The organism is Hymenobacter sp. BT491 (assembly GCF_014349165.1).
Taxonomy (GTDB): Bacteria; Bacteroidota; Bacteroidia; order Cytophagales; family Hymenobacteraceae; genus Hymenobacter; species Hymenobacter jejuensis.
Genome location: NZ_JACSJJ010000002.1, coordinates 980,934 through 1,002,472, shown reverse-complemented (window position 1 = coordinate 1,002,472; position 21,539 = coordinate 980,934). Strand labels below are relative to the sequence as shown.

General features: G+C 54.0%; 19 protein-coding genes and 1 tRNA gene. 14 read left to right on the top strand and 6 right to left on the bottom strand.

The window, feature by feature from the left end; genetic code table 11:
- The first annotated feature begins 219 nt into the window (after window positions 1–219).
- The 4 genes from thrS to rplT all read left to right on the top strand — a co-directional run bounded on the left by thrS (window position 220) and on the right by rplT (window position 3,760).
- Window positions 220–2,163, top strand: coding sequence for a threonine--tRNA ligase (thrS, locus tag H9I52_RS10000; protein WP_139517277.1), 1,944 nt, complete (start codon window positions 220–222; stop codon window positions 2,161–2,163).
- Between the two features lie 251 nt (window positions 2,164–2,414).
- On the top strand, window positions 2,415–3,038 hold the full coding sequence (gene infC, locus H9I52_RS09995; RefSeq protein WP_174805816.1) for a translation initiation factor IF-3: 624 nt from the start codon (window positions 2,415–2,417) through the stop codon (window positions 3,036–3,038).
- A 91-nt stretch (window positions 3,039–3,129) separates the two neighbouring features.
- On the top strand, window positions 3,130–3,324 hold the full coding sequence (rpmI, locus tag H9I52_RS09990; RefSeq protein WP_139517275.1) for a 50S ribosomal protein L35: 195 nt from the start codon (window positions 3,130–3,132) through the stop codon (window positions 3,322–3,324).
- 91 nt (window positions 3,325–3,415) lie between these two features.
- Window positions 3,416–3,760 carry a 50S ribosomal protein L20 gene (gene rplT, locus H9I52_RS09985; RefSeq protein ID WP_139517274.1) on the top strand — a complete coding sequence of 115 codons (345 nt, stop codon included), beginning with the start codon at window positions 3,416–3,418 and terminating at the stop codon, window positions 3,758–3,760.
- A 96-nt stretch (window positions 3,761–3,856) separates the two neighbouring features.
- Here the strand turns inward: rplT and mgrA are convergent, their stop codons facing one another.
- From mgrA to H9I52_RS09965, 4 genes are all read right to left on the bottom strand, one after another.
- Window positions 3,857–4,849 carry an L-glyceraldehyde 3-phosphate reductase gene (gene mgrA / locus H9I52_RS09980; RefSeq protein ID WP_187453732.1) on the bottom strand — a complete coding sequence of 331 codons (993 nt, stop codon included), beginning with the start codon at window positions 4,847–4,849 and terminating at the stop codon, window positions 3,857–3,859.
- 98 nt (window positions 4,850–4,947) lie between these two features.
- A complete protein-coding gene (gene rpiA / locus H9I52_RS09975; protein ID WP_187453731.1) occupies window positions 4,948–5,697 on the bottom strand; it encodes a ribose-5-phosphate isomerase RpiA in 750 nt (249 codons plus the stop codon).
- Between the two features lie 118 nt (window positions 5,698–5,815).
- On the bottom strand, window positions 5,816–6,553 hold the full coding sequence (locus tag H9I52_RS09970; protein WP_187453730.1) for a sterol desaturase family protein: 738 nt from the start codon (window positions 6,551–6,553) through the stop codon (window positions 5,816–5,818).
- Between the two features lie 37 nt (window positions 6,554–6,590).
- The gene (locus tag H9I52_RS09965; protein WP_187453729.1) at window positions 6,591–7,664 is read right to left on the bottom strand and encodes a fatty acid desaturase family protein; all 1,074 of its coding nucleotides are present in this window, start codon (window positions 7,662–7,664) and stop codon (window positions 6,591–6,593) included.
- Window positions 7,665–7,982: 318 nt separating this feature from the next.
- Between H9I52_RS09965 and H9I52_RS09960 the strand changes: the two genes are divergently transcribed.
- On the top strand, window positions 7,983–8,984 hold the full coding sequence (locus tag H9I52_RS09960) for a helix-turn-helix domain-containing protein (RefSeq protein ID WP_187453728.1): 1,002 nt from the start codon (window positions 7,983–7,985) through the stop codon (window positions 8,982–8,984).
- Between the two features lie 196 nt (window positions 8,985–9,180).
- On the opposite strand, the gene H9I52_RS09955 is transcribed toward H9I52_RS09960, so the two are convergent.
- Window positions 9,181–9,254: transfer RNA gene (locus tag H9I52_RS09955), tRNA-Met, on the bottom strand.
- 131 nt (window positions 9,255–9,385) lie between these two features.
- Between H9I52_RS09955 and H9I52_RS09950 the strand changes: the two genes are divergently transcribed.
- From H9I52_RS09950 to bshB1, 8 genes are all read left to right on the top strand, one after another.
- Complete coding sequence (locus H9I52_RS09950) at window positions 9,386–9,799, top strand: START-like domain-containing protein (protein ID WP_187453727.1); 414 nt, start codon at window positions 9,386–9,388, stop codon at window positions 9,797–9,799.
- 115 nt (window positions 9,800–9,914) lie between these two features.
- Window positions 9,915–11,348, top strand: a complete 1,434-nt coding sequence (locus H9I52_RS09945) for an LptF/LptG family permease (RefSeq protein WP_139517267.1) — start codon at window positions 9,915–9,917, stop codon at window positions 11,346–11,348.
- 164 nt (window positions 11,349–11,512) lie between these two features.
- Window positions 11,513–11,788: a 30S ribosomal protein S15 gene (rpsO, locus tag H9I52_RS09940; RefSeq protein WP_139517266.1), complete on the top strand. Its 276-nt coding sequence runs from the start codon at window positions 11,513–11,515 to the stop codon at window positions 11,786–11,788.
- Between the two features lie 183 nt (window positions 11,789–11,971).
- Window positions 11,972–14,131 carry a polyribonucleotide nucleotidyltransferase gene (gene pnp / locus H9I52_RS09935; protein ID WP_187453726.1) on the top strand — a complete coding sequence of 720 codons (2,160 nt, stop codon included), beginning with the start codon at window positions 11,972–11,974 and terminating at the stop codon, window positions 14,129–14,131.
- 111 nt (window positions 14,132–14,242) lie between these two features.
- The gene (locus H9I52_RS09930; protein WP_022823752.1) at window positions 14,243–15,106 is read left to right on the top strand and encodes an RNA polymerase sigma factor RpoD/SigA; all 864 of its coding nucleotides are present in this window, start codon (window positions 14,243–14,245) and stop codon (window positions 15,104–15,106) included.
- Between the two features lie 127 nt (window positions 15,107–15,233).
- Window positions 15,234–16,178, top strand: a complete 945-nt coding sequence (gene trxB, locus H9I52_RS09925; RefSeq protein WP_187453725.1) for a thioredoxin-disulfide reductase — start codon at window positions 15,234–15,236, stop codon at window positions 16,176–16,178.
- A gap of 145 nt (window positions 16,179–16,323) precedes the next feature.
- Window positions 16,324–17,424, top strand: coding sequence for a M23 family metallopeptidase (locus tag H9I52_RS09920; protein WP_316248020.1), 1,101 nt, complete (start codon window positions 16,324–16,326; stop codon window positions 17,422–17,424).
- A 78-nt stretch (window positions 17,425–17,502) separates the two neighbouring features.
- The gene (gene bshB1 / locus H9I52_RS09915) at window positions 17,503–18,222 is read left to right on the top strand and encodes a bacillithiol biosynthesis deacetylase BshB1 (protein ID WP_187453724.1); all 720 of its coding nucleotides are present in this window, start codon (window positions 17,503–17,505) and stop codon (window positions 18,220–18,222) included.
- A 188-nt stretch (window positions 18,223–18,410) separates the two neighbouring features.
- Here the strand turns inward: bshB1 and accC are convergent, their stop codons facing one another.
- Complete coding sequence (gene accC / locus H9I52_RS09910) at window positions 18,411–19,919, bottom strand: acetyl-CoA carboxylase biotin carboxylase subunit (protein ID WP_187453723.1); 1,509 nt, start codon at window positions 19,917–19,919, stop codon at window positions 18,411–18,413.
- A 254-nt stretch (window positions 19,920–20,173) separates the two neighbouring features.
- Between accC and H9I52_RS09905 the strand changes: the two genes are divergently transcribed.
- Window positions 20,174–21,412: an aminotransferase class I/II-fold pyridoxal phosphate-dependent enzyme gene (locus H9I52_RS09905; RefSeq protein ID WP_139517261.1), complete on the top strand. Its 1,239-nt coding sequence runs from the start codon at window positions 20,174–20,176 to the stop codon at window positions 21,410–21,412.
- Window positions 21,413–21,539: the final 127 nt, after the last annotated feature.

The window sequence follows — 21,539 nt, the reverse complement described above, 5'->3', positions numbered from 1 at the left end:
AACTACTTACAAACAATACCTCTGCGTCTGTTAAAAGATCGGTAACGGATTCGAAACTGGCTGTGTTTAGAGCTGTAACCCTGAAGAAAAGTCGTTAGTCCACGTTTCAGCGCCCGAATTCGCCTTCCGCTGCGGGGCTAATCCTATTATTTTCGCTCATCAAATCCGCCCCAAGCTGCTAACTTGCGGGCCACCGCCTCTTTTTGTAACCACTCGAACATGATTGATATTACGCTCCCCGACGGCTCCGTGCGCCAATTCGAAGCCGGAACTTCCGGTTATGATGTCGCTGCCAGCATTAGCGAAGGCTTGGCTCGCAATGCATTGGCCGTCCGCGTCAACGGTGAGGTGCGTGATCTGCACCGCCCACTCGACGAAAGCGCAAACCTTGAAATCCTGACCTGGAACGACACGGCTGGCAAGGCTACTTTCTGGCATTCTTCGGCTCACCTGATGGCAGAGGCGCTGGAAGCGCTGTATCCCGGCGTGAAGTTGGGCATTGGGCCGGCAATCGAAAACGGCTTTTACTACGACATTGATTTGGGTGAAGGCCGCACAATTTCGACCGATGACTTCCCCGAAATCGAGAAGAAAATGCTGGAACTGGCCCGGAAGAAAAGCCAGTACGAGCGCCGTGCCGTGCCCAAGGCCGAAGCCATTGCCTACTTTACCGAAAAAGCCGATCCGTATAAGCTAGACTTGCTCGAGCGCTTGGAAGATGGCAGCATCACGTTCTATACCCAAGGCGATTTCACTGATCTCTGCCGTGGGCCGCACATCCCGGATACCAGCCCGATCAAGGCGGTGAAGCTGCTGAACGTAGCCGGCGCTTACTGGCGCGGCGATGAGAAAAATAAGCAGCTAACCCGCATCTACGGCATCACGTTCCCGAAAGCCAAGGAGCTGACCGAGTACCTAGAAAAGCTGGAAGAGGCCAAGCGCCGCGACCACCGCAAGCTAGGCAAAGAACTGGAGCTATTTGCGTTTTCGGAGCGGGTAGGAGCCGGCTTGCCTTTATGGCTGCCCAAAGGCACGGCTTTGCGCGAGCGCCTTGAGCAGTTTATGCGTAAGGCACAAGTGAAAGCAGGTTATTTGCCGGTCGTGACGCCGCACATCGGTGCGAAGGAGTTGTACGTAACCTCAGGCCACTATGAGAAGTACGGCGCCGACTCCTTCCAGCCAATCAAGACGCCAAATCCGGGCGAGGAATTCTTCCTCAAGCCGATGAACTGCCCGCATCACTGCGAAATTTATAAGACGAAACCCCGCTCGTACCGCGACCTACCGCTGCGCTTGGCCGAGTTTGGTACGGTGTATCGCTACGAGCAATCGGGCGAGTTGCACGGCCTGACCCGCGTGCGTGGCTTTACGCAGGACGACGCGCATATCTTCTGCCGCCCCGATCAGGTGAAGGAGGAGTTTTTGAAGGTAATCGACATCGTGCTTTACGTATTGAAAGCACTCGATTTCCCCAACTTTACAGCTCAGATTTCGCTCCGCGATCCCGAAAACAAAGCCAAATACATCGGCTCGGATGAAAACTGGGCCCGTGCCGAAGCTGCTATTCAGGAAGCCGCTGCCGAGAAAGGACTCACCACCGTAACCGAGTTGGGCGAAGCCGCTTTCTATGGTCCGAAGCTCGACTTCATGGTTCGCGATGCTTTGGGGCGGAAGTGGCAGCTCGGCACAATTCAGGTAGATTACAACCTGCCCGAACGCTTCGAGCTGGAATATGTAGCTCCCGACAACTCGCGTCAGCGGCCCGTTATGATCCACCGTGCCCCGTTTGGCTCGCTGGAGCGCTTTGTGGCAGTTCTGATCGAGCACTGCGCTGGTAATTTCCCTCTATGGCTGTCGCCTGAGCAGTTTGCTGTGCTTCCCATTTCGGAGAAGTACCAAGACTATGCCCAGCAAGTATACGACCGACTTGTGCAGGCTGAATTACGGGGTTCACTCGACAATCGCGACGAGAAGATTGGCCGCAAAATTCGGGATGCCGAAGTAGCGAAGGTACCTTATATGCTCATCGTAGGCGAAAAAGAACAGGAAAACGGCATCGTAGCTGTGCGCAAGCACGGGGAGGGCGACTTAGGCAGCATGCCTATTGAGGCCTTTATCCGCAGCTTCCAGGCTCAGGTAGCCGAGATGATGGAAGCAAAATAAAGGTGTTCAGCACTTAGGCTTGGACGATGATTTGAACAATGTCGACGTGATAATTGTCTTCAAGGTCCGTTCAAGCCTAAGTTGCTACATCCCCGATGGCCGCAAGCAGATAGGGGATTTTATATAGCTACTTTTTTAGATTCCAAAAAAATACAGGATATTTGCCCGCTGATAGCCCTCGTGAGGTCCGCCTCACATGGGAAATCCCGGAAAATTGACTTTTTCTCACCTTTCAGAAGGAGGACCAACTCATAGCAACCCCGAATCGCCGCTACATCCCCCGTGCTCAGGTGGAGGAGCCGTTCAAAATCAACCAGAAGATCACGGCTCGCGAAGTGCGCCTCGTCGGTGAAAACATCGAACAGGGCATTTATCCAGTCGAACAAGCTCGTCGTATGGCGCAGGAGCAAAACCTCGATCTCGTCGAGATTTCTCCTACCGCCGTACCGCCCGTTTGCCGCGTCATCGACTACTCGAAATTTAAGTACGAGCAGAAGAAGAAAACCCGCGAACTGAAAGCCAAGCAAACCAAAGTCATCATCAAAGAGATCCGCTTCGGACCTAATACAGATGACCACGACTTTGCTTTCAAGCTCAAGCACGCGCAGGAATTCCTGAAAGAAGGCGCCAAGATCAAAGCGTATGTGCACTTTGTAGGCCGTTCGATCGTGTTCAAAGAGCGCGGTGAGATTCTGCTGCTCAAGTTTGCGCAGGCGCTAGAAGATCTGGCCAAAGTTGAGCAGTTGCCCAAGCTCGAAGGCAAACGCATGTTCCTGTACCTAGCTCCAAAGGCCGTTGTGGTTGCCAAACCCAAGTCTGCGGCTCCCAAGGAAGTACCGGTCGGCGCTAGCAAAGAGGGCAAAGAGTCATCGTAGCCATCTTTTGTAACTACTTGATATAGAAGTAGTTACATGCGGAAGTTTTGATGGCCCAAACCAGCATTTCATTTCTCCAATACATATTCCAATGCCAAAAGTAAAGACGAAATCCGGTGCTAAGAAGCGTTTTACGCTCACCGGCTCGGGCAAGGTGAAGCGGAAGCACGCCTTCAAAAGCCACATCCTCACGAAAAAAGGCACCAAGCAAAAGCGCAACCTGACGCACGTAACCTTGGTAAGCACGGCCGACATGTCGCGCGTGAAGGACATGCTGAACATCTAATCAGCAAGTGGTAAGTAAATTTTAAACCCGGCGTCCGGTTTTGTAAGACTTCCGAGAAAGGGAGTCGCCAGCCGCCAAAAAAAAGTAGGTTATGCCAAGAAGTGTAAACCATGTGGCTTCGCGCCACCGTCGGAAGAAAGTAATGCGTCTGGCGAAAGGCTATTTCGGCCGTCGCAAGAACGTTTGGACCGTTGCCAAAAACGCAGTTGAGAAAGGCCTTCTCTATGCGTACCGCGACCGCAAGACCAAGAAGCGTGAGTTCCGTGCTTTGTGGATTCAGCGTATCAACGCAGGTGCTCGCGAGCACGGTCTGTCATATTCGCAGTTCATGGGCGGCTTAAAGAAAGCCGGAATCGATCTGAACCGTAAGGTGCTTGCCGATTTGGCCATGAACCATCCTGCTGCTTTCAAAGGCATTGTAGAGAAAATCAAATAGATTTTCTCTTAAAAAAAAGTAAAAAAGCCCACTTCGAAAGAAGTGGGCTTTTTGTTTTACTAGATATTTCTTGCTGAGAAGGTACCGATTGGTGCGCTATTTTCCTGATTCTTTGTCGATCGCGGCTAGTTCTTCGGCGCTAAATTTAATATTGGCTAGGCAACCTAAGGAGTCCGTGAGTTGTTCGGGCTTGCTAGCACCGATGAGTACCGAGGTAATGCGCTCGTCTTTTAGAATCCAGGCCAGTGCCATTTGGGCCAAGCTTTGGTTGCGCGTTAGAGCCAAGTCATTCAGCCGGCTGATCTGGCCGAGCCGTTCGGGGGTGAGCTGATTTTCTTGCAGAAAGCCTACGCCTTTTGCCACCCGTGAGTCGGCAGGGATGCTGCCCAAATACTTGTTTGTGAGTAATCCTTGGGCCAAAGGAGAAAACGGAATGCAGCCGACACCTTGTTGATCCAGTACATCCAGAAGGCCATTTTCTACCCAACGTTCGAATACGGAGTACTTGGGCTGGTGAATTAGGCAAGGTGTGCCCAGTTCGCGCAGCAACCGGATGGCCTCTGCGGCCTGCTCTGCCGGGTAATTTGAAATGCCAACATATAAGGCTTTGCCTTGCCTGACCATTAGGTCAAGCGCCGACATGGTTTCTTCTAGCGGCGTGTCGGGGTCGGGGCGGTGGTGATAAAAGATGTCCACGTAATCGAGCCGCATGCGCCGTAGGCTCTGATCAAGGCTGGAAACCAAGTATTTCTTCGAGCCCCAGTCCCCATAGGGGCCGTCCCACATTGTGTAGCCCGCTTTGGAAGAAATGATCAGCTCATCACGGTAGCCTCGAAAATCTTCGCGCAGAATGCGCCCAAAGTTCGTTTCTGCCGAGCCGGGCGGAGGGCCGTAATTGTTGGCTAAGTCGAAATGAGTGATGCCGCTGTCGAAGGCGCGGTGCAGAATCGCACGGAAGTTCGCTAGCTGGTCTACGTCTCCGAAATTATGCCACAGCCCCAAAGACACGGCGGGTAGCTTGAGGCCGCTGCGGCCGCAACGGCGATAGATCATGTCGTGGTAGCGGGAGGGAGCCGGCAGATAATGCATAGAAATGCTTGGAAGGTTGGGTTAAAAGGAAAGGCCGAGTTAATACTTTTCTTCCGTTCAGTATTCAGCTCTTCGGGCATTAAAGCGAACTTGAATTTTTAGAGAAGTTCAGAAACCGAGGCGGCGGGGACAGGCTCGAGGCCGGGGCGCAGCAACATTACGCCTTCTTCGCGGGCTACGACCGCGGCGCGCGCCAAACCCAAAAACAGGCCGTGCTCTACAATGCCGGGGATGCGTTGCAGGTGTTCGGCAAGCTGCGCAGGGTCAGGGAGCGCGTTGAAATGGCAGTCAACTAAGAGGTTGCCTTGGTCTGACTGCACGGCCGTCTGCGCATCGTTCGGATCGGTGCGCAGGACTGGAGCCCCACCAAGTGCGTCCACGGCGTCCAGCACCCAAGGCAGCGCGAACGGCACTATTTCCAGCGGTAGCGGAAAGCGGCCCAACTGCGGCACTGCTTTGGACGAATCGGCGATGATGAGCAGGGCATCGGAAGCAGTTGCTATAATTTTTTCACGCAGCAAAGCACCGCCGCCGCCTTTTATGAGCCGCAATTGCGGGTCGAGCTCGTCGGCGCCGTCCACGGTCAGATCGAAGCGCAACCCACGGCGGGGCTCGAGCATGGCAATGCCGGCCTTGCGGGCCAAGGCGTCGCTGGCGTGTGATGTGGCAGTGGCCTGCACCTGTAACTGGCCGTTGCGCACGGCTTCCCCTAAGGAGTTGATAAAATAAGCGGCCGTACTGCCGCTGCCCAATCCTAAGAGCATACCATCGCGTATCCAGCGTAACGCGGTCGCGGCAGCAAGCTGCTTTTCCTTCTCTCGTTGGGTTTGATCTTCGGAGGCTACCATTAGCGCATGCAGGGTTGGGGTCGATCGTGTCTACGGTTTTATCCCTATACAAGTATATATTTTTGTATAAACAATTGATAATCAAATAATTGCATGGTTATACTGGGTTTCTGCCCGGCTAGCGCTTACGGGGACGTTTGTCCTGCGCAGTCTTCATCCATATATCCCAGTGCGTGAAATAGTAGCCGTAGTTCTTATTGAATAGCTGGTGGTGTAAGTTGTGGTGCGTGGAGCAGGTCAGGTGCTTGCCCAGCAGGCTGCGCCGCACTCTTTCCGGCAGAAACTCATACCCAAGATGCCCTACAATATTGGCGGCCAGCACGAGCACGAGAAAGCAGCCAAAAACATACACATGCACGGGCAAAATCAGGATTATAGGAAACACAACGGCGCCCTCCAGCAGCGCCTCAACGGGGTGAAAGGAGTAGGCCGCCCAGGGGGTGGGGTTGGTGGAGTGATGATGAACAATGTGGACGTGTCGATACAGCCACCGGGTATGCAGCAACCGATGCGACCAATAAAAATACGCATCGTGAAAAACCAGAACCAGCAGGAACGAAGCGCCGAAGTAGGCCCAGCCCTGTAGGGCAATATCGGTATATAGTGTAGTGTACCCGTGGGTAAATAGCCAGTATACCACCACTCCGAGCAAGGAAAAGATGCAGGCCGTCGAACTGGAATACAGCAGTTCGTGCTGAATGTGGCGGGCCGAAGGCTGTTTGGGCTGAATCTTAAATCGTTGTAGGGATTGGAGACCCGGCCGGTAGCACAAAGCGTAACTCAGGCCCGCCAGCAGCGCATAACGCGCGAGGGCAAAAGCTACCACGGCCAATACCATCTCTCCTTCGTCTTCCATGACTGTGTGTGGTCAAAGGGTTGTTTGATTTACTGAGCTATCTGCGGGCCGTGCTCATCTTCTTGAGCAACCGGAAATGTGAGCTAAGTGCCCCAAACAAAGAATTGTAGCGGTACCGCAAGCCGAACTCCTCGGCAGTGGCCCGCACAATCTTGGTGATGGCCGGATAATGGACGTGGCAGTAGCGCGGAAATAGATGGTGCGCTACGTGGTGGTTGAGGCCACTGAACAAAAAGCTAATTATTTGTGAATCAGGGCTGTAATCGTCGGTGGTGCGCAGCTGGTGCTCGCCCCAGCTACAATGGATGCGTCCATCGGGGTCGGGCACCACAAACACGGAGTCTTCGACGGCATGGTTGGCCAGCAGCGCAAACATGGCCACTACGCCCGAGCCCAGGTGCATGCACACAAACCCTGCGGCGATCTGCCAGAACGCGACGGGTAGCACCAAGGCCGGCACCACGAGCATGTAGAAAAAGTAAAACGCTTTGGTAGCGAACAGCGTCACCCACTGCACGACCGGATGGTGCGCCGTGACCGGCCCGATTTTTTCGCGCTGGTAGTATTTGAAATCCCGGAACAAGACCCAAAACAGGATATAAAACGGGTACAGCACCCGCATGTAGCGGTGTTGGTACTGGTGCTCCGACCGGGAGGCGGTGAAGGGCGTCACGCGCACCATGGTGCTTTGCTCCAAGTCGATGTCCAAGCCCTGAATGTTGGTGTAGGCGTGGTGCGATACGGTGTGTTTGTATTTGTACATATAGCCGTCGCCGCCGACCAAGTTGGCAAACCGCAGCAGGACCATATTAACCCAGGGCCGGGCCGAAAACACGCCGTGGGCGGCATCGTGCACAATGCTCATGGCGGCCAGAATGATGAACACACCCATCGCAAACCACAGCAGCAAAAACGGCCCTAAGGGCATTGCTACGAGCAGGAGCGTTGCGTAGCTGGCCGCAAACAATCCCGCAAACAGTATGGCTTTTCCCACGGCTCCGGCCGTAGCATATCGGGGCAGCGCCTGCTGCTCAAAATGGGCATTCACGCGGCACTTGAGCGTGTTGTAAAATCCGTTGGCCGGCTCCGGCTGAAATCTGATCCTATCCATATCCGTGGGTTGAGTTGGTGGAAGCAAAAATCTGCCGTACTGCATCGTGCTTGCGGCCAGCACAGCCCCGTGACGGGCTAAAGGAAAGGCCAGGGGAATCATCGATGGACTAGCTATGAAAAGGTACCGCCCGCGGTAAGAGGGAACTAATCGACCTCTGCGGAGTCATTTTTTTATTGCTGCTAATCCTGCGTTGCGCAGCCTACAACAGACAGCGCGTAAGTAATTAGGTGCTAGGCCAAGACCTTGGTTTTGAAATAATTGCAATTTTTACTAACTCTTGAAAAAGTGTAGCAATACCTGCTACTCGCCTTTCATATGGACGCTCCCAACGCGCAAGTGCAATTTTTCCAGCACCTCAAAGTCAAGTTGTTGCCTCACCAATCCTTAGTGGAGGAAGTGGCCGACGTGCTGGACATCAGTACCGACAGTGCGTACCGGCGAATCCGAGGCGAAAAGCCCATCGACTTGACGGAAGTGCAGAAAATCGGCTCCCACTTCAAGGTATCCATCGATCAATTTCTGTTTCCCCAAACCGAGTGGCTCCTGTTCACGGGCCGCCCCGACATGCAGCCCGAAAACCGCATGGAGCGCTGGATGCTGGACGTAGAAAAACAGCTTGTGCTGATCAATAGCTTTCCTGCTGCGCATATCTATTTCTTAATCAAGGATATACCGCTTTTCTATCACTTCCAGATTCCGGAATTAGCCGAGTTTAAGTTCTACTTCTGGATGAAGTCCATTCTCCACGACGAGAAGTTGAAAGGGGTGAAGTTCAGGATCGGCGACGAGCGCTATCGACCTTTGCACGCGATCAGTCAGCGCATCATCCGGCTATATAATAAAGTGCCCACCACTGAAATATGGAACGCGGAAAGCCTGAACAGCACCTTGCGCCAGATTACCTTTTTCAGGGACTACGGCGCATTTGCTTCCGACGATGACGTAGCCCTGCTCTACGAAAAGGTGGCCGAACTCATCGACTACATCGAAGCGCAGGCCGAGCTTGGTGCTAAGTTTATTCTGGGCAAAGGGCCGACTTCGCCCGGGCCAGCGTATCGCTTGTTTGTCAATGAGTTAATCCTGGGCGACAACACCTTCGCTGCCGATTTGGGCCCAACTCGCCTGACGTTTCTCAACCATAGCGTACTCTACTTTGTAGGCACCGCCGACAAAGGCTTCAATGACTTCATGTTTTCCAACTTGGAGAACCTCATGAAAAAATCGACCCTTATTAGCGGCACCGGCGAAAAGGAGAGGGCACAGTTTTTCAACAGCTTACGTCGCACTGTGCAGGCGCATACGGTTTCTATTCGCTAGCGTAAATCGGGGCGCACACCCCTTGTTTGATCACTTGCTTCTTCGCAAGCTTACAACGGCATGCCTACGTCTCATGGCACTTACCCCAAGCCTGCTGACAGCGCAACAATGTACAGCTTAGGGATCATAATTGGCTCAAAAACGCACATTGTCGAAAACAGAAAAGGCCTCCCTGTTGCTGGAAGGCCTTTTCTTGTAGCGGGGACGAGAGTTGAACTCGTGACCTCAGGGTTATGAATCCTGTGCTCTAACCAACTGAGCTACCCCGCCGGGTTTTTGGTGCCGCAAAGGTAGGCACAAGATTTGATGCAGCGCAACCCTTGCGCAAAAAAAATCCCGTGTATATTGGCTCCTATCTATCCTTTTGAGGACGCCTTTCCGCTCTTACCTAATTATTACCTATGCCGCTTTCTGCAACTCGTTCTAAACATCGCTTTACGGTAGAATACCCTGTAAACGCGTCGCCCAAGATTCTCTATCCTTATCTAGCTTCTGCTTCCGGCTTGTCGCAGTGGTTTTGTCAGGACGTACGCATCGACGAGGATCATCGTTACAATTTCATCTGGGACAACCAAAGTCATTTTGCGGAGATGAACTCGCATCGTACCAACCGGTCGGTACGCTTCGTGTTTCTGGACCACAACAAGCGACCCATGCCCGATGCCAATTACCTGGACTTCTCCTTAGAAGAGTCGCAGCTGACTCAGGAAGTGTACCTGCGTATAGTTGACTACTCGGAAGAAACCGACGACGAAGAGCTGCAGGAAATGTGGGAAAGCCTCATCCAGAAACTACGCGAGCAAGTGGGGGGGTAAATTTCTACACTACAATTTGGCGGGAGCGGGAGCGAAACGAGTCTTACCTTCGTTTTACTTTCGCTCCTTACTTTTTCTCGGCTACAGCCGTTAGTAGGGCTTGCGCTGAACCACCATGAAAAAACTCGATAAACTGATTCTAAAGGCCTTCGCGGGACCTTTTCTGCTCACGTTTGCGGTAGTAGAATTTATTCTGCTGACCCAGTACATGCTCAAGTATCTCGATGACTTGGTAGGTAAAGACTTGGGTATGAGCGTGATAGGCCAGTTGTTGTTTTACTTCAGCGTGCTGATGATCCCGATATCGCTGCCGCTGGCCGTATTGCTGTCGTCGCTGATGACTTACGGCACGCTCGGAGAGCACCACGAATTAACGGCGATCAAAACATCCGGCATTTCCCTGACGCGGATCTTGCGTCCGGTCATGCTGGTGAGCGTGGTGTTGTCACTGGGGGCATTTTGGTTTAATAACACCATTGTGCCCATTGCTAACCTCAACGCCTACAGCCTGTTATGGGATTTGCGGCAACAGAAGCTGGCCTTGGATATCCGGGAGGGCGTTTTCTACAACGGCATTCCGGGATACACCATTAAAGTGAATAAAAAGCTGGGCGACGATGGCGACATTCTGATGGGCGTAATGATTTACGACCATACCCAGGGCAGCGGCAACGCCCGTGTCATTCTGGCCGATTCGGGGCGGATGTTTACCCGCTTTGATGGACAATACCTTAGCTTAGAGTTGTATCGGGGCAAAACCTACGTGGAGCAACCCGACGCTCGTGACCGAGCTGGGGCTACTTTTGTTCGGCAAGCATTTGACCGCAACATGATCACGTTTTCGCTGGCTTCCTTCGACCTCAACCGGACGAAGAAGGAACTGTTTACCGAAAACAAAATGATGAAAAACATCCCCGAGTTGCACGCCTACAGCGACTCGCTGCACAACCGCCTGATGATCGAGCGCAAGCAGATGATCATGCAGTTGAATCCGTACTACACTTACGTGCGGTTTGATACGACCGGCGCAGCCGCCAACCGACGCGTTGCAGGGTGGAAGGTACACACCAAAAAATTGCCGCCGCCTCAGGCCGGGTACGTCGAGCAGGCCCTGAACCGGGCCCGCAACGTGCGCGCTTTTGCCAGCAGCAATACCGAGCGCCTCACGACATTAGCCAAAGACACTGCTGGTTATCGCATCGAGATATATCGTAAATACACGCAATCGGCGGCGATTTTGCTGATGTTTTTGATCGGAGCACCCTTAGGCTCCATTATCAAGAAAGGCGGGCTGGGCGTTCCCATTCTGATCGCTATTACCTTTTTCATTGTCTACTACGTCATCTCCATTCTGGGCGAGAAATGGGGGCGCGAAACGATTATGCCCGTAGGCCTAAGCATGTGGATGGCCAATGCAATTCTGCTCCCGATGGGCTTGTTCTTTCTGTATCAAGCTCGTCACGACTCAGGGTTGTTGGAAGTGGATTTCTGGCGCCGTCTGCCGGCTAAAATTCGCTGGCCGTTTCGCGGGTACCAGCGTTCTTCCTAACGATGGGGTTTAGCCACTATTTGCATTATTTTTGCCGGCTTATACTCTTAAACTAAGGGCTATTGGCTAACAACCAACGGCGAAATTCCTTACCTTTGCGGCCAACCCGAAATGCGGGCCATATTTTTTCACATTTAATCCAAGACGGGGAAACCTATCTGCCGATGAAACTCACTACCGAAGTAAAACAGGCTATTTTCGAAAAGAACAGCCTGCAGAAAACTGCAACCGATACGGGTTCTGCTGAATCGCAAATTGCGCTCTTCACGCACCGCATCAACCACCTCACTGAGCACCTGAAAGAAAACAAGAAGGACTTCTCGACCCGTCTGGGCTTGTTGAAGCTTGTTGGTAAGCGTCGCCGCCTGTTGGATTACCTGCAGCACCGCGAGATCAACCGCTACCGTGCAATTATTAAGGAGTTGGGCATCCGCAAGTAACCCACCCCACGAGAGTAGGGAGCCCTTCGTTAAGGGTTCCCTACTCTTTTTTTATTCGGTTCGGTCACTTTTTAGGCCTGTTCCGTTGTTTATCCTTCAGAAGTACATGAGCAAAGCAGTGTCGTAGGGCACTGTTTTTTTGGCTGCTCGCCCGCTGTCGCTTTTTCAAGCAACCCCTAGAAGATGCCCAATTACAACGCTGTTACCAAATCTATTACGCTGCCCGATGGCCGGCAAATCACGATCGAAACCGGCAAGCTGGCCAAATTCGCCGACGGCGCCGTAGTCGTACGCCTTGGCGATGCCATGCTGCTGGCTACAGTCGTGTCGCAGCCCAGCGCTCGCGGTGAGGTTGACTTCCTGCCGCTGTCAGTCGATTATCAGGAGAAATTTGGAGGTGCCGGTAATATTCCCGGTTCGTTTCAGCGCCGCGAAGGCCGCCTGTCGGACTACGAAATCTTGGTTTCTCGTCTTGTAGACCGCATTTTGCGGCCGATGTTCCCTAAGGATTATCACTACGAAGTACAAGTGATGATCACGCTGATCTCGGCCGACAAAGCCGTTCAGCCCGATGCGTTGGCAGCCCTGGCTGCTTCGGCTGCCCTTTCGGTTTCGGACATTCCTTTTGCCGGCCCGATTTCGGAAGTACGCGTAGCCCGTATCGACGGCAAGCTGCAAATTAACCCCCTGACCGTTGACATTGCCCGCGCCGACATCGACCTGATCGTAGGTGCTACTGCCGATTCGGTGGCTATGGTGGAAGGCGAGATGAACGAAGTGAGCGAAGAGGAAATGGTGGAAGCCATTGCCTACGCTCATGAAGCCATTAAAGAGCAAGTACGCGTACAGCAAGAGCTGGCCGCTGCCGTGGAGAAATCGCACGTAAAGCGCGAGTATCCGAAGTACGAAGAAAACGAAGAGCTGAAAAAGCGCGTTCTCGATGAGGTGTATCAGCAGGCATACGAGATTGCCAAATCTGGCAACACCAGCAAGTCAGGTCGTAAGGATGCTTTCGGCGCTGTGAAGAAGTCACTGACGGAGAAGCTGTTGGAAGAGCAGCCTGAGCTGGACATGAAAATGTTTGGTCGCTACTACGCTTCCGCTGAAAAGAAGGCCATCCGCGACATGATGATCAAAGAGCGCACGCGCCTCGACGGCCGCGCGCTAACGCAAATTCGTCCGATCTGGAGTGAAGTGAACTACTTGCCCGGAGCTCATGGCTCGGCTTTGTTTACCCGCGGCGAAACCCAATCGTTGACTACCGTAGCGCTGGGTACCAAACTCGATGAGCAAATCATCGATACGGCTATGCAATCGGGGTATAACAAATTCATGCTGCACTACAACTTCCCGGCCTTCTCGACCGGCGAAGTGAAGCCTAACCGCGGCCCCGGCCGCCGGGAAATTGGTCACGGCAACTTGGCCATGCGTTCGCTGAAGAAGGTATTGCCTTCGGAAGATGAAAACCCTTACACCATTCGCGTAGTTTCGGACATTCTGGAATCGAATGGCTCGTCATCGATGGCGACGGTTTGCGCGGGTTCGCTGGCGCTGATGGACGCGGGCATTAAAGTGCGGGCGGCCGTTTCGGGTATTGCCATGGGCCTTGTGCAGGACAAAGAAACCGGCGATTACGCTGTGCTTTCAGACATTCTGGGCGATGAGGATCACCTCGGTGATATGGACTTTAAAGTAACCGGCACGGAAAAAGGCATTGTGGCTTGCCAGATGGATATCAAAATCCAGGGCTTGAGCAACGAAATCATGACGGCCGCGCTGCACCAAGCCCGTGAGGGCCGGTTGCACATCTTAGGTGAAATGGCCAAGACCATCTCGGCGCCCGCTGCCGAGCTGAAGCCGCATACGCCTCGTTCGCATAAAATGCTGATTGACAAAGAGTTCATCGGTGCGGTAATTGGGCCAGGCGGTAAAGTCATTCAGCAGATTCAGAAGGATACCAACGCTACGGTTATCATCGAGGAGAAAGACGAAAAAGGCCACGTAAGCATTTTCGCTTCCAACCAAGACGATATGGAAGCGGCCATTGGCCGCATCCGGGCTATTGCAGCTCAGCCCGAAGTAGGCGAAACCTACAAAGGCAAAGTGCGCAGCATCCAGCCTTACGGCGCTTTCGTAGAAATCATGCCGGGCAAAGACGGCCTGCTGCACATTTCGGAAGTAGCCCACGAGCGTCTTGCCACGCTAGAAGGCGTGCTCGAAGTAGGCCAGGATATTGACGTTAAGCTGCTCGACATTGACAAGAAGACGGGCAAGTACCGTCTCTCGCGCAAGGCACTGCTTCCGAAGCCTGAAAAGGCCCAGGCTAATGGCGAAGCCCAGTAGCAACTAGCCGAACTTTCGCGGGTACTAAAACGTTGCTCACGATTAGTACCCGCGTATAGGTGGAATACCGATGTTAAATTTGATTCAAAACAATTTCTTTCCGCGCCCGCAATGAGACAGCTTAAAATCAGCAAGCAGATCACCAACCGCGAAAGCCAATCGCTGGATAAATACCTCCAGGAAATCGGCAAGGTCGATCTGCTCACTCCCGACGAGGAGGTAACGCTGGCGCAGCGCATTAAAGAGGGTGACCAGCAAGCTCTGGAGAAACTGACCAAAGCCAACCTTCGCTTTGTAGTGTCGGTGGCCAAGCAGTACCAAAACCAAGGTCTTTCGCTCGGTGACCTGATCAATGAAGGTAACCTGGGTCTGATCAAAGCAGCTAAGCGCTTCGATGAAACCCGTGGTTTCAAGTTCATTTCCTACGCCGTTTGGTGGATTCGCCAGTCCATTCTGCAGGCTTTGGCTGAGCAGTCGCGTATTGTGCGTTTGCCGCTGAACCGGGTAGGCTCTTTAAATAAAATTTCCAAGTCGTTTTCCGAACTGGAGCAAAAATTCGAGCGTGAACCTTCACCCGAAGAAATTGCCGAGGTATTGGAACTGACGACTTCCGAAGTCGTTGATACGCTGAAGATTTCGGGCCGCCACGTATCTGTGGATGCGCCGTTTGTGCAAGGCGAAGAAAACCGCCTGCTCGACGTGCTCGAAAACGAAGATGAAGAAAGCCCCGACACGGGCTTGATGAACGATTCGCTGCGCAAAGAAGTACAACGTGCACTCTCTACGCTCACCAAGCGTGAAGCAGACGTAATTACACTGTACTTCGGCCTGAACGGCGAGCATTCGCTGACCCTCGAAGAAATCGGGGAGAAGTTCAACCTGACGCGTGAGCGCGTACGCCAGATCAAGGAGAAAGCCATCCGTCGTCTGCGCCACACGTCGCGCTCGAAAGCCCTGAAGCCTTACCTGGGATAAATTTTTACTCCCTCGCTTTAAAAACCCCAGCCCAGCAGTTGGGGTTTTTCTTTTATGTACTGCTGCTTAGTCCGCGACTGCGGAGCCGCGGCGTACCTTTGCCCACTCAACCTGCTTTTAGTAGCAAATGAATACGACCACTGAACACGTTCATTGTTTGATAATTGGCTCAGGGCCAGCTGGTTATACAGCAGCTATTTATGCCGCTCGTGCCAACCTCAAACCTGTAATGTACCAAGGCCTGCAACCCGGCGGCCAACTGACCATCACCAACGACGTCGAAAACTTTCCGGGCTACCCGGATGGCGTAATGGGCCCGGAGATGATGGAAGATTTGAAAAAGCAAGCCGAGCGCTTCGGTACCGATATCCGTTATGGCTTGGCAACAGCTGTTGACTTCTCCGGCCATCCACACCGCGTTACAATCGACGAAAACAAAGAAATTACGGCGGATGCCGTGATTATTGCCACTGGTGCTTCGGCCAAATGGCTCGGAATCGAGTCGGAGGCCCGCCTGAACGGCATGGGCGTTTCGGCCTGCGCCGTTTGCGATGGGTTCTTCTACCGCGGTCAGGATGTGGCCATTGTAGGCGCCGGCGACACAGCCGCGGAAGAAGCCACGTATCTGGCCAACTTGTGCAACAAAGTGTACATGCTAGTGCGCAAAGGGGAGATGCGGGCTTCGAAAATCATGCAGAAACGCGTCGTTGACAACCCCAAGATCGAAGTGCTTTGGAACACGGCCACAGATGAAATTTTGGGCCAGGATGGCGTGGAAGCGGTTCGAGTGAAGAATATTCTGACGCACGAAACCCGCGAGATTCCGATCAAAGGCTTTTTCGTGGCTATTGGTCATGAGCCCAATTCCAAGATTTTCCAGCCCTATCTGCACCACGACGAGCAGGGCTACCTGAAGACTATTCCAGGCTCGGCCAAGACCAACGTCGATGGCGTGTTTGCCTGCGGCGACGTGCAGGATTACACGTATCGCCAAGCCGTGACGGCAGCGGGTAGCGGCTGCATGGCTGCCCTCGACGCAGAGCGTTACTTGGCCGCGTTAGGCGACCATTAAGCACAAAAATTTATCCCGAGCGAGAAGACAGCGTACGGTGGCCTGTGTGCACTAGCTGCCGTACCTTTCTCGTTTCGTTGGTTACCTTGCCGCGTCATCAAGCTGAAGCGCGGCTCCTCAACATCTATTGTCCTTGCTGAAATTCGTGAAATATTGGCTGGTGCCGTTCGTGCTGCTGGTGCTGTCGTTGGCGCCTGGGCGCGTACTGGCACAACAGCGCAAAGCGCCCCAGACGAAGGCCAAGTCCGGTGATGCCCGCAAGCGGAAAGATTTCTTCCGCATCAAATCACCATCCATTCGGTATGTCCGGCCAGATACGACGGTGCTGATTGAAACCGAGGAATTGCCCGACGACAACTCCGACGCGTCGAAGTCCATTTTCTTCAATCCGGCCAAAAAGCTGTCCATCGTGAGTGAGGATACGACCACGCTCAACGAAGGTGGCCAGCAGATTGTGGAGATGGCGGAACAAGTGCTAATCGACAGCTCTTGGATTCAGGTAGCGGGCTACTATTCGATTTGGGACACGCACAACATCAACCCGTATCGTGTGGATGGGCGGCGCCTGCGCGATACGCTGAGCCTGCAACTGACCGATCCACAGCGTAAGCGCTTTGCCAAGATGCCGCTTAACAGCACGCCCATCACCTCGGATTTTGGCTTTCGCGGATACCGTTGGCACTACGGCGACGACCTCGACCTGGAAACCGGCGACTCGGTAAAAGCTGCCTTCGACGGCGTAGTGCGCATTTCGAAATGGGACGGCTCGGGCTACGGCAACTATCTGTTGGTCAGGCACTACAACGGCATTGAAACTTTGTATGGCCATCTGCAGAAAGCCTTGGTCACGCCCGGTACCTTCGTGAAGGCGGGCCAGTTGATCGGGTACGGCGGCAGCACGGGCCGCAGCACGGGCTCGCATTTGCACTTCGAGGTACGCTACGAAGGCAATCCCATCGATCCTGAGAAGATGTACGACTTCCCGGATTACAAACTCTGGAAAGACAATTTTCAGATCACGTCGGCACTTTTTAGCTATTACAGCCAAGCCTTACGCGCCAAAGCCGCCGCCCGCAGCCATCCCAGCAAACCATCGGCGGCCCGCCGGGTAGTAACGCACCGCATTCGCAGCGGCGACACGCTTTCCGAAATCGCGGAAAAATACGGCGTGTCGGTTGGGCAGCTGAAGCGCCTGAACGGCAGCACCTCAACCTTGCGGCCGGGACGTGCACTACGAATCAAATAATTTAGCTTTAACCAAGCCTCAATCATAAGTAATTAGTAATCAATTACTTATGATTGAGGCTTCTTGCTTGCTGAACCTATGAAACTCGATATTCTGGCCATTGCCGCGCACCCCGACGACGTCGAAATGACCTGCGGCGGTACGTTGGCCGCCGCCGTAGCCCAAGGCAAGAAAGTGGGCATTCTGGACCTGACGCGGGGTGAGTTGGGCACCCGGGGCACGCCGGAAATTCGGGCAGCGGAAGCGGAAGCTGCGGCCAACATACTGGGCGTGCACGTGCGCGAAAACCTAGGGCTGCCCGACGGCTTTTTCCAAAACGACCGTGAGCACCAGCTGCCTATCATTGCGGCGTTGCGCCGGTTTCAGCCGGATATCGTGCTCTCCAACGCCATCCACGACCGCCACCCCGACCACGGCCGCGGTGCCCAGCTCACCTCAGAAGCGTGCTTTCTGGCGGGCCTGCGCATGATTGAAACGCTCGATGCCGCCGGCCAGCCCCAGGTCGCGTGGCGCCCCAAGTACGTCTACCATTACATTCAGGATCGCCTCATCATGCCCGACTTTGTAGTCGATGTTTCGGCGTATTGGGATAAGAAAAAGGCTTCGATTGAAGCGTTTCAGTCGCAGTTCTTCAACATCGACGGCAAAGAGCCAAACACCTACCTGACGACGCCCGGCTTTCAGAATTTCCTCGAAGCCCGCGGCCGCGAAATGGGCCACCTCATCGGCGTAGAATTCGGCGAGGGCTTCACCCGCGAGCGCATGATCGGCGTGCGTGATTTGTCTGATTTGATATAGGCACGGTAGACTTCATTACTGGACATATACCAAGCTGTCTCCAATTGTGTGGGCTTTTCCAAAGGAAAGCTCACACAATTGTAAGCCATTCGTTGGATGAGCCATGCACAATTACTAGTTGATGAACGAGCAGGTGCCACAAGCAAAAAGCCCGGCCTTAAGGCCGGGCTTTTTTCATTAAAGGGTCTTTATCTCGTTCCCAATCGGTTGCGTCGCCACTTTGATTCCGGCGCAACCGATTCAGTTGTAGCGGACGCTACCGGGAGCTTTTTCGTTTCCAGCAGCATGGCGCCGAGCACTGCAACTAGTTTGCTGGTGGCTTCGTCCAGGGGCGCAGGAGCGAGGTCGGCGGGGGTGAAGTGGTCGCGGATGAAATTGGTGTCGAAGTTGCCGCTTACGAAGGCCGGGTGCTGGAGCACGTAGCGGCCGAAGGGCAGCGTGGTTTCGATGCCGGTGATCTGGTACTCGTCGATGGCGCGGAGCATGCGCTCGATGGCCTCCGTGCGGTCTTTTCCGAAGGTGACGAGCTTGGCAATCATTGGGTCGTAATAGATTGGAATGTCCATGCCTTGCTCGAAGCCGTCGTCGACGCGCACGCCGGGGCCTTGCGGTCGCACGTAAGTCGTGAGCGTACCGATGTCGGGCAGGAAGTTGTTCTGCGGGTCTTCGGCGTACACCCGCAATTCTAGGGCATGGCCGTTGATAGCCAAATCCTCCTGCGCAAAGGAAAGGGGCTCGCCCTGTGCCACCTTGATTTGCTCTTTCACGAGGTCAAGGCCCGTAATTTGCTCCGTTACAGGGTGTTCTACTTGGAGGCGCGTGTTCATCTCCAGGAAGTAGAAATTCTTGTTTTCGTCGAGCAGGAACTCGACCGTGCCGGCTCCGGTGTAGTTGCAAGCGCGGGCCACGTCCACGGCGCAGCGACCCATGGCTTCGCGCAACTCCGGCGTGAGCACCGACGACGGAGCTTCTTCGATTACCTTCTGGTGGCGACGCTGAATCGAGCACTCGCGCTCAAATAAGTGCACGATATTGCCGTGCTCGTCGCCCAACACCTGAATCTCGATGTGGCGCGGCGAGCCGATGTATTTCTCTATAAATACGGATCCATCGCCGAATGCACTAACTGCTTCTGATACAGCTAGTTGCATTTGCTCTTCAAATTCCTCTTGGCGGTTGACGATCCGCATGCCTTTGCCGCCGCCGCCCGCGGAAGCTTTAATCAGGATGGGAAAACCGACCTCGCCCGCAATGCGCTTGGCCGCTGCCACATCGGTGATGGCTTCTTCGGTGCCGGGCACCAGCGGAATATTGTAGTTGGCCACGGCTGCTTTGGCCGCCAGCTTCGAGCCCATCAGCTCCATAGCTTCGGGCGACGGGCCGACGAAGATCAAACCGGCCTCTTTTACCATGCGCGCAAAGCCGGCATTTTCGGACAGGAAGCCGTAGCCAGGATGAATGGCATCGACGCCAAGGCGGCGGCACACGTCCAGGATCACGTCGCCGCGCAGGTAACTTTCGCTCGATTGGGGTCCGCCGACGCAGACGGCTTCGTCGGCGTAGCGCACGTGCAAGGCATTGCGGTCGGCTTCGCTGAAGATCGCGACGGTTTCAAGGCCCATCTCGTGGGCCGAACGCAGCACGCGCAACGCAATTTCGCCGCGGTTGGCGACCAGCAATTTCCGGATTTTCTTCATGGGTGGTGGGTTGGCGGGCGCCAGTCGGTGGTTTGCAGGGAATTTTTTTTGCCGATCGACCCCGGATATTTACCCAAAGAAACGCCATTCTAACGGCTCCCAAAAGCACTGCGGATGTTTTATACGGCAAGCCGAATAAGTTGGAAGCCAAGCCATGAGGGCGTACTTTTGCGGTTTCCTGTAACTTTAGCATCATAGGTAGGGTGTGCCAGCTGCATAACCGCCTGTTTCTTCAACACTTAAATCATTCCCCCGTGGATCTTTTCGAGAAGATTGCCTCTAACCGCGGCCCGCTGGGCAGCCACTCGCACTACGCACACGGCTACTTTACTTTCCCTAAGCTGGAAGGCGAGATTAAGCCCCGCATGATTTTCCGTGGCAAAGAGGTACTCACCTGGAGCCTGAACAACTATTTGGGGCTGGCCAACCACCCCGAAGTGCGCAAGGCCGATGCCGAAGCGGCGGCCGAATGGGGCATGGCCATGCCGATGGGCGCCCGGATCATGTCGGGTAACTCGAACCTGCACGAACAACTGGAAGCCGAGCTGGCCGATTTCATCAAGAAGCCGGATGTGCTGCTGCTCAACTTCGGTTACCAGGGCGTGGTATCCATCATCGATGCGCTCGTGAATCGCCATGACGTGATCGTGTACGACGCCGAGTCGCATGCCTGCATCATCGACGGCGTACGGTTGCACCAGGGCAAGCGCTTTGTGTATCCGCACAACGACATGGAGAGCCTCGAAAAGCAGCTGCAGCGCGCCAAGCGCATGACCGACGAAACCGGTGGCGGTATCCTCGTGATTACGGAGGGAGTGTTTGGCATGTCGGGCAACATGGGCAACCTGAAAGGCGTGATCGCGCTGAAGGAAAAATACGAGTTCCGCTTGTTCGTTGACGATGCCCACGGCTTCGGTACAATGGGTGCTACAGGCGCCGGAACAGGCGAAGAACAAGGCGTTCAGGACGGCATTGACCTATATTTTTCGACGTTTGCTAAGTCGATGGCAAGCATCGGCGCCTTCGTCGGCGGACCCGAGAGCGTAATTGAATATTTGCGTTACAATATGCGTAGCCAAATTTTCGCAAAATCGCTGCCTATGCCGCTTGTAGTGGGTGCTTTGAAGCGTTTGGAGCTCCTGCGTACCAAGCCGGAATTGAAAGAAAACCTCTGGACGGTGGTGCGCGCCCTGCAAAGTGGCCTGCGCGAAAAAGGCTTCAATATCGGGACAACCGAGTCGCCTGTGACACCGGTTTTCCTCAACGGCGAAATCCCCGATGCTACCCAAATAACCTTCGATTTGCGCGAGAATCACGGTATTTTCTGCTCAATCGTGGTTTATCCGGTCGTGCCAAAGGGCGTGATTATGCTGCGTTTGATCCCGACGGCGTCGCACACGCTCGAGGACGTACGCGAAACCATTGTGGCTTTCGAGACCGTAGCTGAAAAGCTGGACAAGGGCTTGTACTCAAAAACGCAGGTTCCGGCCTAAACGCCGCCTATTACGGATCTTCTCTTACCAGACGCCGGAAGCAAAAGATGCTTTCGGCGTTTTGTTTTTGTACTTTAGCTATATGAGGTGGGCTGGTGCAACTAGAGACGAAGGCAATAATTAGCCA